Here is a 17,702-nt window from a genome sequence, read left to right as displayed (position 1 = left end):
GGTGTAGATATGAAAATTTTAATCTTAGGCGGATTTCTGGGCTCAGGCAAAACCAGTGTTGTTATTCAGCTTGCCAAATACATTGTCGGCGCCACTTCTGATAATCCAACAAAAATTGTCATCATAGAAAACGAAATCGGCGAAGTCAGTATTGACGATAAAATCCTTCGAAACAGTGGCTACCAAGTATCAAATATTTTTTCCGGCTGCGTCTGCTGCACGATGTCCGGGGAGCTTGTCATCGGATTGCACAATATCATCCGGGACTTCAGCCCTGAGCTCATCATTATGGAAGCAACCGGAGTAGCATATCCCCAAAATATCAGAGAAACCATTAACCAGTCCATGCCGGATATTGACTGTGTCGTAACCTGTGTGACCGATGCAAAGCGGTGGAAACGGCTTATTCGTCCGATGGAAATGCTGCTTAAAGACCAGCTTGACGCCGCCGACGTGATTCTTATCAATAAGGCTGATATGGTTGATGAAGATACCTTTGCCGAAGTGGAAGCTTCAATCAAAACATTCAACAATGAGGCAGCCTTCTTCAAGATCTGCGCCGCACAAGAAATAGACACCAAAGTATTTGATGTCATGCTCGGAAATGAATATGAAAGCGTGAGAACATGAGTAATGAATCAATCACACTAAGCGAACACGATGAAAACTGCGGGTGCGGGTGCCATGATGAACAGCATCCCTCCGAAGCGCACCATCACCACGAACATAAACCCATTACTGTCACAACCCATGATACCAGTATTGTCGGCTCATACAAATTCACCATTGAAAAGCCCTATGAAGAGGCTGAAATAGTCCTTGACGAGTTATTAAGGCATGTGGCAAAAGACGTAACCGCTCTCGGCGGCATTATCGGACACATCAAGGCTTTTCTCACTTCCAAGGGTAAGAGCTGTATGATTTCAATTACTGAAGATGATTCGGATAAGCATCATATAGAAAGTTCCCATTGTGTTATCGAAGGTGTCGCTATTGTGTTTTGTATTGTACCGGAGCAACTCGAAAGTATTCTCAAAGAAACCTTTAGCGCCTACATTATTGACTGATCTGATTTCATTTGTCGATGACCTAATTAAATTTACTCGCAACTAATAAAACCAGAAGAACTGCCACCTCATTGGCAAAATACTTCTGGTTTTTCATTTCAATTTACTTTTATTTTAATAAATTTTTATTGATTCTTCTCGCCTACGAGAAATTCTTTGCCATTGCCCCGTTCCCATTTTCCAAAATAGTCTGATCCAATTTCGAAGTGTAATTTTGCAATACCCAAATCCATCATCTCATAACCCAGTTTTAGTTTCACCTGAGCAGTCAGTTTTCCATTGTTATAGGTGAATTGAACCGGCTGTTTATTAACCGCTGAAGGCGCCTTTTGAACGGCCTGCATCCCCTCCACCATCCATTGGGGTATTTTGACATCAGAAGTCAGCATGTCTTCTATCTTTTTCGTTTTTCTGCTAATAATAGAATGGATAGCCTTTTCCATCAGGGACTGCTTTTCCGGGGTGTAGCCAATGGTGATGATTCCTAACAGGGTTTCATCTTCGCCCACCTCGCAGTCACAGCTTTTTTTATCATAAGTGCCCCCTACCCAACAGGTGCCAAGATTTAACAAGGTCGCTTCAAGAACAATTTTTTCTCCGCAATAGCCCAGCTTTTCAGACAGTTCCGGGTCATCTTTTTTACCGACTAATGCAATGTAATGATGAACGTTCTTAAACATGCCATAGCTCATTTTAATCCCTGAGAGCCCATTACCGTTGTTTATCTGCAACTGCATATGCAGGCCGCTTTCTTCGTTGGCCCCGGCAATAAGTTGCCTGATCCGGTTTTCACTGGATTGGGAAATGGGCTTATCTAAATATGTCCGTCTGGATCGTCTATTTTCAATAGCTTTTTTATAATCCATTTTTCATCCCTTCATAATTGTTTTTTATTAAATTGTGCGCAATCTTTATGGTTGAATTGTACACAATCCAATCTATCCTGTCAAGTCTAATTTAAAAAAGCAGAAACCGTATTTCGATTTCTACTTTTCATCAAACCAACTGTCGGCTTGCGTATTTATAAAAATAGGACTTGTTTTTCATCAGCGCCTCATAGGAACCTTCTTCCACAATGTTCCCCTTTTCAAGCACCAGAATACGGTCACAGTCGATAATCGTGCTGAGACGATGAGCAATAACAAGCCGGGTTGCCAACAGATTTTTCATACTTTCGGAGACAATCTTCTGGGAGCGATTATCCAGGGCGCTGGTAGCTTCATCAAAAAAGATAATGGCAGGACTTGCGGCAATGGCTCTGGCAATCAAAAGTTTTTGCCGCTGACCGCCTGACAGGGTTCCGGCTCCTTCTGCCACCATGGTTTTAAGACCCATGGGCATTTCTCTGATTTCCACATCCATGCCCACCTTTTTAAGCAATTCCCAGACATCCGCTTCGGTTAATTCTTTCTTTGAGCCCGCAATATTCGACAGAACATCCCCGGGAATCAGCTGACTGTCCTGGAGCACAACCCCCATCTGTTTTCTGATTTCCCGAATATCCACACTTTCCAAATCGTATCCGCCACAGTAAATATTACCAGTGGTGGGTTTTTCAAAGCCGAGCAGCAACCGCACCAGAGTCGACTTGCCGCTGCCGGATGCCCCGACAATGGCCACATACTCGCCATGGCTGATCTTGATTGTAATATTGTCAAGAACGGTGGCACCGCCTTCATAATAGGCAAAGCCAAGATGATTTATTTCGATATCGCCTTGGATTTTTCCCGGAGTGGTCTTAAACCGGTCCACTTCCGGAACACCATCGATAATAGGTTTTGTATTCTCATACTGGGGCACCACACTGTTTATGGAAATAAGGGCCTGCACAAGCCCCAGCAGGGAGGAAATAAAAATCACAAATGCCGAATTAATGGCTACAAATGAACCGGATGAGATGCTGTTGATACTCACATAATAATAAATCACACACATCGATAAGGTCGGCAGGGCAATGGTTGACAAACGGAGCAAACCCGTCAGTTTGCCTCTTTTATATTCCACTGCTCGCTGGGCTGCATATTCTCTGCTCCATTTTAAATAGGCCCGACTTTCCGCCCCGGCTACCCGGAGACGGGAAACAGAGGTAATCAGTTCCAAAACCAGTCCTGAAATATTATTATTCATTTCGATGGAGGTTCTCTGACATTTCATCTGGAACTTGCCAATCACCAGGGTGATCAGAACACTGACGGCGGTTAAACCCATTGCAATAAAGCCAATGGTGGCATTAATGGAAAAAATAAAAAATCCGTTGACAATGGAAAATGAGCTGGTGATGATCATGCTGATTACATTTACCGATACTATTTTCTGAATGGTCGCAAATCCGGTTGCCCGAAGGGCCAACGCCCCTGATGAATACTGCTTGAAAAAAGAAGCAGGCAGGGACAGCAGTTTATCCAGCAGGGAATTTTGCAGAATCGATAATTTACCCTGGATTCGCAAAATTGACAGGCTTTGAACCATGGTAAACAAGCCCCGGCTGATGGCAGCGGCCACCAGAATACAGCCGACAACCAAAATGGTAATGGACTGGTTTTGGGGAATCCAGACATTGAAGGCCTGCTGCATGGCAATTGAAGGCAACAGCGATAACAGCGAACCCGCCACCGCTAAAACAATCATCCAGATCAAATCTCTTCTTTGAATCAGCTTCAGTCCCAGTTTAACCATTTCCCTGAAGGATACCGGTTCTTTAGGTAAGGGCGGATAAAAAACATAGGCCTTAGAAAACGCAAAACTTCCATCAACCTCTTTTTGCTCACCATCATAAGTCTTTAATTGATAACGGGTCGGCGAGGACGGGATCAGTGCCACCGCCTCTCCTTCCATGGTAAATCCCAGCATGGGGCCATTGTCCCTTTTGTACCAGTCATCATTTAACTCCACCTGCCGAAAGCGAAAACCGGATTCATCGGCAATGAGCTTAAACTGGTCCTCGCCGCTGTACAGTTTCCGCAGTGGTGGGATTTTTACATTAATTCCCATTGCTTGAGCAACTTTTATGACTGCAGCAATTAATGGATTGTCTTCCAGGGTAGCCGGGGAACTTTTAGGGGACAATACCTTATCAAATGCTTTTTTGGCACTCTTTTCATATTTTTCCCTGATCTGTCTCATATCGTCTAATTTTTTTGCCATGGTTATCCCTCAGTTCTAATGAGATTTGCATACTCGCCACCCAGTGCCAGCAACTCATCATGGGTTCCTCTTTCCCCCACTGCTCCGTTGTTTAGGACAATGATTTCATCACAGTCCCGAATGGTTGACAGGCGATGGGCCACCAGAATAGTGCTGATGCCTCTTCGTTTAATATTTTCGCTGACCTCGGCTTCCGTTGCCGTATCAAGGGCACTGGTAGCCTCATCCATGACAAGTATTTTGGGGTTTTTACACAATGCCCGGGCAATCTCCAGCCGCTGGCGCTGTCCGCCGCTCAGGTTTTTCCCGCCTTCGCTTAACACGTGTTCAAAGGCGTTGGGCAAGGCCAGAATATCATCATAGATACAGGCATCCTTTGTGGCCTGTATCACATCCTCCACTGAAATGGTTTCATCCCACATGGTAATGTTATCCAGAATAGTGGCCGAATACATAACAATTTCCTGATCCACCGAACTCATCGTGTTAAGGCGCAGCTCGGCAGGAATGTTTTTGATATTAAAGCCATCAATGAGTATTTCCCCGCTCCAGGGCTGATATAGGGTTGTGATGGTTTTGGCGATGGTCGATTTTCCGCTGCCGGATGACCCCACTAAAGCAATCGATCCCCCTGCCCTGAGTTTTAAATTCAAATCTTTGATGATCGGTTCCGATAAACGGTTATAACCAAAGGTCATATTTTTCAACTCAATTTCACCTTCCAGCTGATCGCAGTCAAACCCTTCCAGCGAAATTGATTCCGCTTCCAGAGCAATGTCTTCAGGATATTTTTCAACATCATCCAACCGTTGAATATCCGCGATCATTCCCTGGAGCGCCGCACTGGTGCTGACCAATTCGCTCATCGGCTGGGTAAATCCTGCCATTAGGGTATTAAATGCCACAAAAGTACCGATGGTCATGGTTCCCATTAACACAAATTCACTGCCGAACAAGAAAATTAAAGCCGTCAGGATACTTGTCAGCAGGGTTGGCAGCACTGATATAATGGCTTCCATTGAGCCCATCCGCTGCTCCACCGCCAGTGTTTCGGCGCTGAGTCCCGCAATCCGGGTAAAAAAATTATCTTCCTCGCCAATGGATTTAATGGTTTCAATGGACCTGAGATTCACCATGATCCAGCCAATCGATTTTCCCTGGTACTGCAGCAGAACACGGTTGTTATCGGCATTTTTTTTGGCGGTATATTGAAGCAAAACGATATTAATGCCCGTGATGACAATCCCAATCAGGGTCAATGGCACACTGTATTGAAAAAGAAGAATCAAATATAAAAAGGCGGTAACAAGGTTGACCAGAATTCGGGCCAGATTGCTGGATAAAGCCGTTGCAACCGTATTAATACTTTGCATCCGACCGTTAATGTCCCCGGATTGTCTTTGGTTAAAAAACTCCACCGGCAGCCGGAGGACATGACGCAGATAGTTCCCGGCACTGTCAATAGCAATATAATTTTCCATTCGAGCCAGGGCATTTTCTTTTAACCAGTTGAGAATGGCCTGGAGAATCACCGTATTTAGTAAAATGAAAATGAAAATCCAGATACCGAATTGTTCGGTATTATTTAAATAGTAATCAACAAATATTTTTGCATAATTGGCAATGACCAAACCCGGGATAACCAGCAAAACCCCCAGAATCAAAACATAGATTAGTGGCGAAATACCGCTTTGTGAAAGCCGTCTAAAAAGGGCTTTCCAGACATCCGGTGGTTCACCGGCCTTGGTAAAGTTTTCTCCCGGCCGCGATTCAATCACCACCCCGGTGAAATTTTTTTCCAGTTCTTCCTGGGAAATCACCCGCTGTCCGGAGGCAGGGTCAGCTAAAAAAACCTTATCGTTTTTAAACCCCTCTAGAACAACAAAGTGGCTGTAGTCCCAGTGAATAATCACCGGCATTTCCATTTCCTTCAGCTTATCCACGCTGCAGACAAAGCCCTGGGCGTTCAAACCGTAAAGCCGGGCCGTTCTGGCAATATTTCCGGCTTTTACCCCATCCCGGGACACGCCGCAGTCGATACGCAGGGTTTCCAGGGTTTCATATCGGCCGTAGTGAGCCAGGATCATCGAAAGAGAAGCCACGCCGCACTCAACCGCTTCCATCTGTAAGACAACTGGTACCTTCACGACTTTAGGCAGTTTTTCTTTCTCATCCCGACTTTTCTCGTTTTCTGGTTTCGTCATGAGTTCTTTCCGCCTTTCTAGGAGATAATCAGGTCAATCAGATAAATTTTATCTGTGAAAATGGTTGCCTGGCACTTGGTTCCGGGATTTATTTCGCCGTCAAACTGATTGTTTTCTTTGGTCCACATATAATTTCCCTGGTCATCCAGCTTGGGATCAATGATAATTTCCATTTCAAGCGGATTTTCTGCATCCTTGCTTAACCCGCTCAGTTGCACCGTTCGGACAACTCCTCTTAAATACCCAAACTGGTCAGCGGGTGCTGATTCCAGATTGACGAAAACTTTATCACCCTGTTTAACGCTTTGGGCTTCCTCATAAGTGGAAAAGGCCAGGACCACCACCGTGGTATTTTCATTTTCTTTTTTGACAATTTGGCAAAAAGAGGTGTTTTTCGGCAGGAATTCACCTTCCTGATAGTTCAGTCCGCTGATGATACCGCTTTGCATGGCCACAATCATAGTCTGCCGTTTGATCTTGCTTTTTTCAACTTCAGTCAACACTGCCCCGCCGGCAAGCTGGGCCCCCAGGTTTTCGTTTGTCACCACTCCCAACAAATCACCCTTTTGGACATAATCCCCTTCGGATACACTGAGTTGGGTGAGCACCCCTTCATTTTCCCCCAGAACTTCAACCGTTCCCTCACCATAGGCAACCGTGGCATCCATGATCGTGGTAATATTAATGGGCACGGTGATGGAAAATACCACCACACAGATTAACAAAATCAGAATGCCCAATAAAATAAGCAAGTTTTTAGGGCCAATGACCGTCATTAAGGCCGCCTGCTCATTTTTAATCTTTTTATCATCTTTCTTCTTGAAAATGGATTCATTCACTGGTTTTTCCTCCATCCGAGAGATTGCTCTTAGGCACCAATTGATTCCCCACATAGATCTTCTGTAATACGTTAATGCCGGTAATCAGCCGCTCGTTGAAGCTTAGACCCCCATATAAGGTATCGAAACTGTTTTCAGCCAGCACCTTTTTAATGGCCCCGATGTCAAACGTCTGGGCCTTGTTTACCGTATCTGCTGCCAGATGCATAGACAAATAGGACTGGGCTGCGGATAAATCAGGGTCCTGGCCGTAGGCTTGTCGATAAGCCGCGATAAAAGCAGCCTGGGCCCCTGTTTGGGCATTATTCTCAAAATAGCTGGTCACCTGGATGAGGGGTTTTATACTTTCAGGAATCGGATAGGGCTCGATTTCAATGTCATAGCTCGCAAAAACAGGCCGGGTATTGCCGGTTTTTTCCAGATAATCGTACAATGTGCTGATGTCATTTCCCACACATGCTGTAACAATGGCCTGGGCACCGAGACTATCCCATTTTTTTACATAATATCTGAAATATTCAAGGTTTGGCAGATAGGAAACCGCATCTACAATTTCAATAGAGGATGCTCTGGCATGTTCTTCAATACTTTGCATATAGCCTTTTCCATAGGTATTGCCGGCGCTGTGAACGATGGCGATCTTGCTGATTCCCTGGGAAGCCATGCTCTGAACCATTTCACTGGCCATTGCGTCTTCCGACGGCGCGCAGAGATAAACGCCCTCATTTTCGGGCAGGCTCACCTTGGAACTGGCGATTATGGGTGCAAACAACAGCTTATTATTCTGATTGTAAATACCCGCCACTTTCAGCACATCATCGGTACTGCGATGCCCAATCACAATGGGAAAGCCTTCTTTTTCGGCGATCATGGTGGCAACTTCCACCGCGGTATTGGTATTATTGCCATCATCGGCATAATTTATTTCAACAGTTTTATTCAGGATGCCCCCCTGTCCATTGATTTCATTGGCGGCAAGCTCGATGCCGTTCTTGAAGGAAGCACTATACTCTTCCGAAAATGGATAAACAACATCCACTGTCACTGTTTCCTTTTCGGTTGTTTTCGCTGTGCAGCCACAGCACAATATTCCCCAAACCACTATTATCGTTAGTATCATCAGGTGTTTTTTCATTACCTTCTCCTATATAACCTCTGAAAATAAAATCAGATAATCGTCACTCATTTTCATTAATAGCTTTTTCATCTTCTCCGCCGACAGCTTCAGGATCTCTGTCATTTCACTTATGGTAACTTTTCCGGAATAGCGCAGACATTCGAATTCATTTTGGGTGAGTGCCTTGATATCAATCATTGACAGATCCGGAATCTTTTGAATAATCCAGTTCTTTTGTTCATCTTCACTGAGTTCGTGCCATTCTTTTAAAAGCCCGTCATAATCAATCAGTTTTTTGTAATAATCAACCATCACCTTGTTTTTGGCATAAATAAATTTAAGATATCCCGCTGCCAGGCCGTATTTGAACGCCAGTTTAAAGTCCTGTCTGATCCGCTCTTTGGGAACAAGGCCTGCGGCAAACTGCTCTTTCATTTTATTGGATACCTTGGTGATAAAGCGGGAACGCCCCATGCAGACTTCCGGCAGGGAAAGTCCCTGGGTATGATTGACGGGGAAGTCCTCTATGGCGGTAATGCATTCCCGATCTTCCAGCACAATCCCGAATTTTTCGGGATGATTGTAAATTTGCGTGCCCGGCAGAGGCATGATAAAGGTAGTGGACAGATCCAGCATTCCCGGTGCCAAATCCAACAATTCCAAAACAGTTGTTGTTGTTGCTTCAAGGGTCGCTTCTGTTTCAAAGGCCCCGCCGATAATATAATTTCCGGTTAACTGGGGCAGTCCTTCGGCAAAACAGATTTCCACAACCTTTTGGATATCGGCCGGCTTTGCCTGTTTGCCATAGGCCTCCAGCACCTCATCGACGCCCGACTCCATGCCGATTTGCATCCGTACCATACCGCTGGCAATCATCTCCCCGATGAGCTTTGAATGTTTGACTAAAAATCCGGGATGACCTTCACAAAACCACACAAAATCATAGGTTTCACGAAGGGTTTTCAAGCCTGACAGAATCTTCCTAAGCCGCACCGGATTGGTTGTAAAGGTATCATCGCAAAAAAACAGGTACCGGGGTCCGTGACTTCTTTTTAAACGTTCTTCAATTTCATTGAGCACCTCTTCAGCCCTGCGCATTCTCAGTTTTTTAGAATTCCCGCCTTCAAAGCAGAACGCGCAGCGATAGGGACAGCCCCTAGCAGTAATCACCGATAACAGCGGTCTTTCCGCGTAATTAAGCGCATCTTCGTTACGGGGTAATGCGTATTGTGAAAAATCTTCGAGGTAGACGTAGTCGGCGTTCTGAGACGCTCGGATTTCCCCGGTCACAATGATATCTTTCCCCTGGATCCTGGCATTTAGCCAGGCCAACAGAGTTTCTTCCCCTTCGCCTTTTAAAATAGCATCTGCCTCATATATTGCCAAATCTTTTTGTGTCATATGCAGGGTTTGGGGGCCTCCCATCACCACATAAAAATCATGGTGCTTTTTTAAATAGTTGATAATGGCAGCCACTGTCGAGCGATTGTCAAAGTCACAATAAAAACAGACTGCAAAGAGCCTGCCTTTCATTTTTTCAATGGTTTTCACTGCATCGGTGGTAATGCCGGTATAGGCCTTTGCCTCAAAGCCATTGGCATTGAGTTGGGCCGCCAGGGTTAAAATCCCCAGGTTTTCAATCATTTCAAAGGTCCGTCCCCGGACCATTCGCTGGGTATAGACCAGTAAAATTTCGGGTTTATTAGTCATGGTTTCCGATATAAAATCCACTTATTTCCCTCCATTTTATTCAGGGATCTGTGGGCCTGAGCATAAAAATCGGGATTTTTTCCCTGGGGATCAAGATTTTTTCTGCCCTCCTGAAGCACGTCTTTTTTTGAAAGCCGTCCGTTGCACAGCTTCAACAGGGTATAATCTGTTTCATCCAGAGTCTCATCAAATATTTTTGGTTTTTCTCCGCTGACATCGGTGTACAGCCATAATTCAAAGGTTCGGTGAACAATGGCATCTTCCTCATGGCTGCCCAGCTGGACATTTAAAAAGTAATCATCCGAAGCCCGCATTTTCCAGTATGCATCATCGATGGGAATGTTTTTATAGACATAATCATTCCATCTGGTAAAAACTCCATATTGCCGACCTAATCGGTAGGAATCCAGAATAACCGCTTCCGGGATTTTTCCGTCAAAATAAATTCGGCGCATTTCATTTTGCAGCCGCTTATTGGCCTGCAACCGAATATTCATCAAATCGGTAAAATCCAATTCCTTGGTTCTCGAAAGGGGCATATCCTCATTGCAGCAATCAATGCAATCATTGTATAGTTCCATCCCAAATTTCTCGGGGTTTAAAGTAATCGGGGTTTTGGGATAAGGCAGAAATGAAAAATAGGCGGTTTCGAACTGGCCTGGGGCCCGGTAAAGCAGTTCCATAATCAAATTTTCAGATTCTTTGATGGTTTCTCGGGTCTCGTGGGGGCCACCGATAATAATGTTGCCCGAAATGCCATGAATCCCTGATTCAACACAATGGTCAATGACATTTACCACCATTTTTTTGTTTATTTTTTTATTGTAGCTCTTTAGAACCTCATCACTGCCCGATTCCAGACCAAAGAATATCTTTTTTAGCCCGGCATCTGCCATATTTTTTGCCATCTCCCGATGCTTGTCAATGGTTGAGATATGAGCGCTGGCAAACCAGACAAAATCATAGTCTTTTCGAATATCCTTTATTTCTTTACAAATCTGGTTGACCCGTTTATGGTCCAGAGTAAAGGTATCATCCAGAAAGTTTATATAATTGATGGCTGGATCCCGCCTAAAATTGTCCCGGATTTCAGTCATCAGCGACGGCACCGAATGACGGCGGACCCGTTTGGCATTAGCACCCTCATAACAGAAGGTACAGCCAAAGGGACAGCCCCGACCGGTTAAGATCGGTAGTAGCTGATAATACTTATAATCATTGGTCAAGGTAATATCCGGCCAGGGAATGTCATCCAGTTCTTCGGGCGGTTTCCGGGCCGGTGTTTCCACCAGTTCGTCTTTTTCATCAAGATAAATAATTCCTTGGATGTCTTTTAGTGCTCCTTTATTTTCAATAAAAAAGTCCATCAATTCAAGAATGGTTTCTTCACCTTCTCCGATACAAGCGGCTTCTATGGATGTTTCTTTTAAAAAATCCGCATCCATCCCAGCAGTTTGCGGACCGCCGGCCAATAAAATCACCTCGGGAAAGCGTTTTTTCACTTCCTGTGAAAAGGTCTTTACCCAGTGAACATTGTTGAAATCGCAATAAAAGCCAACGATTTTCGGCTTATCTTCTTTACTCATCAGCCCGTTGACATAGTTCAGAGCTTCTTTGGCGTAGCCTTGAAACATTTGGACCTCATAACCCTTTTTAGTTAACAATTGGGTCAGAATATTCATTCCCAGGTTACTCCCGGGAATATAACCGCTGACATAGCGGTGTGATTTAATCAATAATAATTCCATATCTGCTTATCCCCCCTTTGAACTACTGACTCTCTTTGCAGTCAGTAGTTCGAAGGGGAGAATCCCCTTCTTTTCTTAGAAAACTAGGCTCTAGCTGTTTGTGTTGCTGTAAATGCATAATCCACGCCAACAATACTTAAACCGCCGGCAGCCTGATCCAATTGATCATCGCTAATGGGTTGTTTGTCTTTTGCTTCTTTAAAAGCAGCTTTGAATTCGTCAGCTTTAGCGGTATAACCCAATTTTGCAACAATCGCATCAAATTCTGCTTCTGTTTTAGCATCATTGATTTGTTTTGCCAGTGCCTCATCGGTTAATACCTTTGCGGCCAACGCTCTTGCTCCATCAATACTCATATTCTTCCTCCTCTAAAAATTATTTTGGCTAAATCACGAAATGAGTCAGCCAATATTTAAAATTAAATTGATATAGAATATCAACTAATTTTTCATGGAACTCTGCCTGGTTGTCATAGGGATCTCCAAACTTCAAATACAGTTCGGATTCGATCTCTCCAAGACTTCTTTTTCCGGCACTTCGGAACAGCAGCTCATACTCCAGGGGTGAAAGGGCAATCCCATCCAATATGGGAAAGCCCTGGGTAAATGTCATGGTACGCCATAGCTCAAAGGTTCTTTGAGGGTAATCTCTGGCAAAATCCAGTGCTGCGTCAAAGGCTTGTCCCTCATCTAAGTAAAGCACATAGTAATATTCATAAGCCCTTGGATTGGCGGAAATTTCCTCAAACCAGCGGCTCCTGATCCCATAGGTCAGGGCGGCTTTAAACTGTTTCATCACCGCATCCTGTTTCAGTTCATGGTTTTTGATTTTCTTTTGCATGCTTTCCCGGATGACTTTATTTAATTCCTGACGGTCTTTCATAATCTGGTCCTGACTTCGCCCCTGGGGTGTCACATAGGGGTAATCATCGCCGGAAAGAAGCCCGCTCTCATCATGCAGTTGCAAATCGAATTTCTCCGGATTTTCAAGGATTTGGGTACCCGGATAGGCTCTTAAAAATCCGGTGATAATGTCAATGACCCCTGGGCCCTGATCCATTAAGGTTTTTATGAGTCCCGGGGTTGCCCCCTCTACTTCGACCGGGCCGCCGACAATAAAGTTGGTGGCGATCTGAGTTAATCCGCAGTCTGCGGCGTAGGATACAAATTCAATAACATCCCGTATATCAACATGCTTATTATATTGATCAATGACCTTCTGATCACCGGATTCAATGCCAATCTGAAGGCGGATCAGTCCGGCATCAATCATCGTCGGCAGGATATCCATCCAATTTTTAATGCGGCCCACATGGCATTCACAGTACCAGACGACATCCCGTTCTTTTCTGATTTCCCGCATGCCTGCACAGAATTCTTCTATGCGCTGGCGGTTAACGGTAAAGGTGTCATCCATAATAATAAGATAGCTTAAATCGGGATTGCTTTTTAAATTGAGTTTAATTTCTGAAAGTACCAACGGGATGCTGCGCAGCCGGACTTTCTGTTTCCCGGGACTGGGTGCACAGTAGGCACACTGATAGGGGCAGCCCCGGCCGGTAAAAATCAGCTTGCCATAGGCATGGTTTTTATGGAGAGAACAGTGATAGGCCGGCAACGCCAGAGCATCAAGGTCTTCAATGATTTCCGGAGGCTGGGTTTCCCGGTAGTCGCCGTCCTTTAAATAGGCCAGTCCTTTTACCGCATTTAAATCGCCCTTGTCATTCAGGATAACCTCTAATAGCAGGGGCAGCGATACTTCCCCTTCGCCTCTGAGGATATAGTCCACCTGACTGTTTTGTAAAAATTCTTCATTCAGCCCAATCGCTTGGGGACCACCGATAATGATGGGGATGTCCCAGGTGTCCTTTGTTTTTTTTGCCAGACCGGCAATCAGCTGCGTATTGTCAAAGTCACAGGAAAAACCCAAAGCATCAGGTTTTGCTTTATTTATTTCCGCCAAAAGGTTTTCCGGGTTTCCATGAAAAACCAGGGGTTCAAATCCGGCCCTTTCCAGCGCTCCGGCCAGATAAAACAGCCCCACATAATCATGGGACGTCGTTTCATATTTTTTTGACACATTGCAAAGAAATATTTTCATTTTATACCCTTTTTCTAGAACGGAACAACAAGAAGCCAGTATTTTTTATCAAACACTTTCATGGTTTCAATGATCCGTTCTGTCAATTCATTGAGATTTTCGCCAAATGGTTTGCCAAATCGGTCGTAGAGTATTTCGGCAATGGCGGCGATGGTGCTTTTGCCGGTACAGTATTTCATCACTTCATATTCAAATGGGGATAATGCCTCTCCCCACAAAACCGGATAGCCCTGGGAAAAATTCACATCCCGCCACATTTCAATCATGCGCTGGGGCCGCCAGCTGGGTAATTCCACTGGATCCACATCCACAATCCGACTGGCCGCCGCTCTGGCCAGCATGGTGTAATAGGCGGTTAAGGTTGGTTTGTGATGGGTAATAATATTCGTCCAGTATTTAGGACCATTGGCTGCCATTGAGGTTTTGTAACATCTTAAAATATCCTCATGACTTAACTCCCCGGCATTGAGCATGACTTTTACCTCATCCACAAAGCTCTGGAGGTATTCCTGATAGGCTTCCATGATTTCCCGGCGATCCATTTTTTCGCTGTCCATAATGGGATAATCCGAAATCGATCCCAGCCCCTGTTTGTCATAAATGGTTAAACCGTATTTTTCCGGATGCAGGCCAATATCTGTCATCGGATAGGGCATCACAATACTCGGGGCAATTTCCATCATGCCCGGGCCCAGACGCAGCAGTTTGGCGCCAAAGGCCTTGTTTTTCTCAATATGCTCCCGGTTTTCAAAGGGCCCCCCCACCAGCAACGCTCCGAAAACCTGCTGAACGCCGGCATCGTAGGCTGCTTTTACAACAATTTCAACCATTTCCGGTGAAATATTTTTCCGGTATACCTTCAGCATGTCTTTATCCACCGACTCGATGCCGATTTGCAGTCGATTCAGTCCGGCATCCACCATGTCCTTTAAAACTTCGGGCCGTCGGCTTAGGGACACCACATCAGCTTCACAGTAGAATTGGAAAGGCTTAACCGCCTGAAGCGCCTTGGCCTGCTTACAGAAGTCATCCAACCACCTGGGATTGGTGACCAGGGTATCGTCACAGAATTTAAAATAATTGAGTTGTGGATACTTCAATAGAAAATGTTTCATTTCCGCGATGACATTTTCCACACTCCGCTGCCGCATGGGCCGGATCAGCGCTCCTTCATGACAGAAAACACAGTGATAGGGACAGCCCCGGCTGCTCATCAGGTACAGACTGGAGTAATCGATGGGGGTAATGCTTTTATCATAGGCGGGAAACGGCAGGTCATCGAGATTTTCGACAACCGGGCCTTCGCCCCGGTCAATGCATTCATCTTTTTTATTGATATAGAAAATTCCGGGTATGTCAGCCAGGCTTCTCTTTTCTTTTACGGCATCAAGAACCGCCACCATGGCCAGCTCCCCTTCGCCCCTTACAATGGCGCTTGCCTTTGACTGTCTGAGATAATCCTCATCTAGGGAGATCGCTTCGGGTCCGCCGATAAGCACCGGAATGCCGTACACCTCGGTCATGGTCGCCGCCACTTTTTTGGCCACATGTTTGTTTTCAAAGTCAACCGAAAATCCAATGCCAATGACTTCACTGAGATTGAATTGCTTCAGATAATCACCGGCCTGATCCGCCCGGCATTCGCACACGTAGGCGTCATATCCTTTCGAATCAAGATAGCTTGCCAGTCCGTAAACACCCAGGAACGCGCCGTTTCTGGCGAAACCGGCTATTTCCATACCAAAAGTCGATAATTTATAAAGGATTACCTTGTTTTTCACTGTTTTCTCCACCATTTTTTCCTGCTGCGCCCATTCTTTTTCCAAACCTGCGGCTTTTAGTGCCCCCGACAGCACACACATGCCCACGGATTCCAGTTTTTTAATGGTTTCTAACAGATGTAGCTTGAATTCCTGAAGATTCGCAAAGTTCTGCTGCTGGTTTACAAAGAGAATGTCCGCCATTTCGTTGATGGTGAGCTTACCCGATGCGTATGTCAGCACCTCAAATTCAAACGGCGAATACACAAATCCGTTTAAAACCGGAATTTCCGCCGCTAGCTCCGGTGTCAGGGAAAGCATGGCAATGCGCTGCGGATGGGTATCAAAAACGGATGACCTGTCATAGTCTTTGGTAAGCTTGTCCCCGCGGATTCGGGCCTTATACTGGGCATCGAAATAAGGATACCGGGAATAGGCCAAGCCCTGCCACATGCCGCTGAGACCGTATTTCTCGCTGAGTGCATAGCTTTCCAGAATCACCTCATCGGGAATCTCGCCGGCGCTGAGCATTTTACGCATGAGCTGCATATTTTCTTCGAAAAACTCATTTCGGGCTCCGCAGATATCCTCAATATTCAGTGCCGCTGTTTCAACTACCGGAAAATCGCCCACCGATGTCAGGGCTTTTTCATCTTTCACGGTAATACCGAAAGCCTCGGGGTTTTTCGACATGGCGGTTTCGGGAAAAGGCATATAAAAAGTGCTGACCACCTCCACCATGCCCCGGCCGGCCTTGATCATCTCATTGACGGTGCTGAATGTATAGTTCAGGGTTTCCCGGGTTTCCAGGGCCCCGCCGATGATGATATTACCCACTAACTGGGGGAGCTTGGCCGCTTTGCAGATTTCAATGACCTTAAAGAGATCCTCCCGTTTTATTTTTTTATTATAAATATCAATGATATGCTGATTGCAGCTCTCTATTCCGATTTGCATCCGCACCAGGCCGGCATCAACCATCATTTTCACGATTTCCGGATATTTATAGACGATATTCACATGGGCATCGGCAAACCACACAAAATCATGCTCTTTTCGCAGCGCTGTCAATTGTTCGCAAAAGGCTTTAACCCGTTGTTTGTCCAGGGTAAAGGTGTCATCCCCGAAAAAAATGTATTTGACATTGGGGTTTTGTGCCAGCCGGCAGCGGATTTCTTTCATAACGCTGTCCACACTGCGTCGTCGAACATTCTTGCTATTTGCCCCTTCATAACAAAAAGAGCAGTGGAAAGGACACCCTCGTCCTGACATGACTGCCATATGGTTAATTCCCTGATGTTGGGAAGATTTAATTTTACCCGTGATAATGGGCAATTCATCTAAATTCTCAATGGCCGGATAGATGCCATTGTCATAATAGGTGTTGTCTTTCCGAAATGAACACATTCCCGGAATGGCTTCCCATTTTGCCTCGTCTTCATTTTGAATAGCGCTGATGGCTGCATCCAGAGAAAATTCGCCTTCTCCACGCATGATCGCATCCGCCTGGCTGGCCCGCAAAAAATATTCACCCAGTCCCACGGTCTGGGGTCCGCCCAGAAAAACATAGCTGCCAAATCGCTTTTTTATTTCCTTTGAAAAGCTTTCAACGACCGACTGATTCTCATAATCGCAATACAAACCCACCACCGTATTGCAGTCGCTGCCAGAACGCTCAAGGAATTCCAGACCTGTTAATAATTCTCCTGAAAAAACCGCCACGTCGATACCTTTGCTCGCCATCATTTCCGCCAAAGACATATGGCCAATGGGCTCAATTTGCGTGATTGAATGGGTTCTCGTTCCCCGGTGAATCAGCATCAGCTTTAAGTTAACCGTTTTCAATATGTGCCTCCAAGTTGTATTTCGTTGTCCCTTTATATTTTTTTACAGGCTATTATTAAATTATTGTTTTTAGTGTAGTCTATTTTTCTGTTTTTGTCTATTTTTATATTAACTGGTTGTCACTTTTATTTTTTTTAAGGAGTTTTGTTGTTCGCGTATTTATTTTTG

The 17,702-nt window shown here is 45.1% G+C and carries 12 protein-coding genes; 2 read left to right on the top strand and 10 right to left on the bottom strand.

Going from position 1 to position 17,702, the window contains the following annotated elements:
• Window positions 1-9: 9 nt before the first annotated feature.
• Window positions 10-630: a GTP-binding protein gene (locus tag AKG39_RS09760; protein ID WP_050740202.1), complete on the top strand. Its 621-nt coding sequence runs from the start codon at window positions 10-12 to the stop codon at window positions 628-630.
• Window positions 627-1,067: a hypothetical protein gene (locus AKG39_RS09755; protein WP_050740201.1), complete on the top strand. Its 441-nt coding sequence runs from the start codon at window positions 627-629 to the stop codon at window positions 1,065-1,067. The genes AKG39_RS09760 and AKG39_RS09755 overlap by 4 nt, the downstream gene beginning before the upstream one ends.
• A gap of 125 nt (window positions 1,068-1,192) precedes the next feature.
• Here the strand turns inward: AKG39_RS09755 and AKG39_RS09750 are convergent, their stop codons facing one another.
• The 10 genes from AKG39_RS09750 to AKG39_RS09705 all read right to left on the bottom strand — a co-directional run bounded on the left by AKG39_RS09750 (window position 1,193) and on the right by AKG39_RS09705 (window position 17,534).
• Window positions 1,193-1,933: a nitroreductase family protein gene (locus AKG39_RS09750; protein ID WP_050740200.1), complete on the bottom strand. Its 741-nt coding sequence runs from the start codon at window positions 1,931-1,933 to the stop codon at window positions 1,193-1,195.
• 130 nt (window positions 1,934-2,063) lie between these two features.
• Entirely contained in the window at window positions 2,064-4,211 is a 2,148-nt protein-coding gene (locus AKG39_RS09745) for an NHLP bacteriocin export ABC transporter permease/ATPase subunit (RefSeq protein WP_050740199.1), read from the bottom strand.
• Window positions 4,212-4,213: 2 nt separating this feature from the next.
• Window positions 4,214-6,415 (bottom strand): NHLP family bacteriocin export ABC transporter peptidase/permease/ATPase subunit, encoded by a 2,202-nt coding sequence (locus AKG39_RS09740; RefSeq protein ID WP_050740198.1) that lies wholly within the window; start codon window positions 6,413-6,415, stop codon window positions 4,214-4,216.
• A 17-nt stretch (window positions 6,416-6,432) separates the two neighbouring features.
• Window positions 6,433-7,254 carry an efflux RND transporter periplasmic adaptor subunit gene (locus AKG39_RS09735; RefSeq protein ID WP_050740197.1) on the bottom strand — a complete coding sequence of 274 codons (822 nt, stop codon included), beginning with the start codon at window positions 7,252-7,254 and terminating at the stop codon, window positions 6,433-6,435.
• Entirely contained in the window at window positions 7,247-8,389 is a 1,143-nt protein-coding gene (locus AKG39_RS09730; RefSeq protein ID WP_050740196.1) for an ABC transporter substrate-binding protein, read from the bottom strand. Before AKG39_RS09730 ends, AKG39_RS09735 begins: the two co-directional genes overlap by 8 nt.
• 9 nt (window positions 8,390-8,398) lie before the next feature.
• A complete protein-coding gene (locus tag AKG39_RS09725; protein ID WP_050740195.1) occupies window positions 8,399-10,102 on the bottom strand; it encodes a B12-binding domain-containing radical SAM protein in 1,704 nt (567 codons plus the stop codon).
• Complete coding sequence (locus AKG39_RS09720) at window positions 10,078-11,829, bottom strand: B12-binding domain-containing radical SAM protein (RefSeq protein ID WP_050740194.1); 1,752 nt, start codon at window positions 11,827-11,829, stop codon at window positions 10,078-10,080. Before AKG39_RS09720 ends, AKG39_RS09725 begins: the two co-directional genes overlap by 25 nt.
• Before the next feature lie 83 nt (window positions 11,830-11,912).
• The gene (locus AKG39_RS09715) at window positions 11,913-12,185 is read right to left on the bottom strand and encodes a Nif11-like leader peptide family natural product precursor (RefSeq protein WP_050740193.1); all 273 of its coding nucleotides are present in this window, start codon (window positions 12,183-12,185) and stop codon (window positions 11,913-11,915) included.
• Between the two features lie 28 nt (window positions 12,186-12,213).
• Window positions 12,214-13,929, bottom strand: coding sequence for a B12-binding domain-containing radical SAM protein (locus AKG39_RS09710; protein WP_050740192.1), 1,716 nt, complete (start codon window positions 13,927-13,929; stop codon window positions 12,214-12,216).
• A gap of 14 nt (window positions 13,930-13,943) precedes the next feature.
• On the bottom strand, window positions 13,944-17,534 hold the full coding sequence (locus tag AKG39_RS09705) for a B12-binding domain-containing radical SAM protein (protein WP_050740191.1): 3,591 nt from the start codon (window positions 17,532-17,534) through the stop codon (window positions 13,944-13,946).
• Between the last annotated feature and the right edge of the window lie 168 nt (window positions 17,535-17,702).

It is taken from the genome of Acetobacterium bakii, from assembly GCF_001263355.1.
Taxonomy (GTDB): Bacteria; Bacillota; Clostridia; order Eubacteriales; family Eubacteriaceae; genus Acetobacterium; species Acetobacterium bakii.
This window is presented reverse-complemented; position numbering and strand designations above follow the sequence as displayed.

Bases quoted from the DNA above. Each gene is read 5' to 3' on its own strand.
- AKG39_RS09750 (WP_050740200.1), bottom strand. From the start codon at position 1,933: ATGGATTATAAAAAAGCTATTGAAAATAGACGATCCAGACGGACATAT.
- AKG39_RS09710 (WP_050740192.1), bottom strand. From the start codon at position 13,929: ATGAAAATATTTCTTTGCAATGTGTCAAAAAAATATGAAACGACGTCC.
- AKG39_RS09755 (WP_050740201.1), top strand. From the start codon at position 627: ATGAGTAATGAATCAATCACACTAAGCGAACACGATGAAAACTGCGGG.
- AKG39_RS09720 (WP_050740194.1), bottom strand. From the start codon at position 11,829: ATGGAATTATTATTGATTAAATCACACCGCTATGTCAGCGGTTATATT.
- AKG39_RS09745 (WP_050740199.1), bottom strand. From the start codon at position 4,211: ATGGCAAAAAAATTAGACGATATGAGACAGATCAGGGAAAAATATGAA.
- AKG39_RS09760 (WP_050740202.1), top strand. From the start codon at position 10: ATGAAAATTTTAATCTTAGGCGGATTTCTGGGCTCAGGCAAAACCAGT.
- AKG39_RS09715 (WP_050740193.1), bottom strand. From the start codon at position 12,185: ATGAGTATTGATGGAGCAAGAGCGTTGGCCGCAAAGGTATTAACCGAT.
- AKG39_RS09730 (WP_050740196.1), bottom strand. From the start codon at position 8,389: ATGAAAAAACACCTGATGATACTAACGATAATAGTGGTTTGGGGAATA.
- AKG39_RS09740 (WP_050740198.1), bottom strand. From the start codon at position 6,415: ATGACGAAACCAGAAAACGAGAAAAGTCGGGATGAGAAAGAAAAACTG.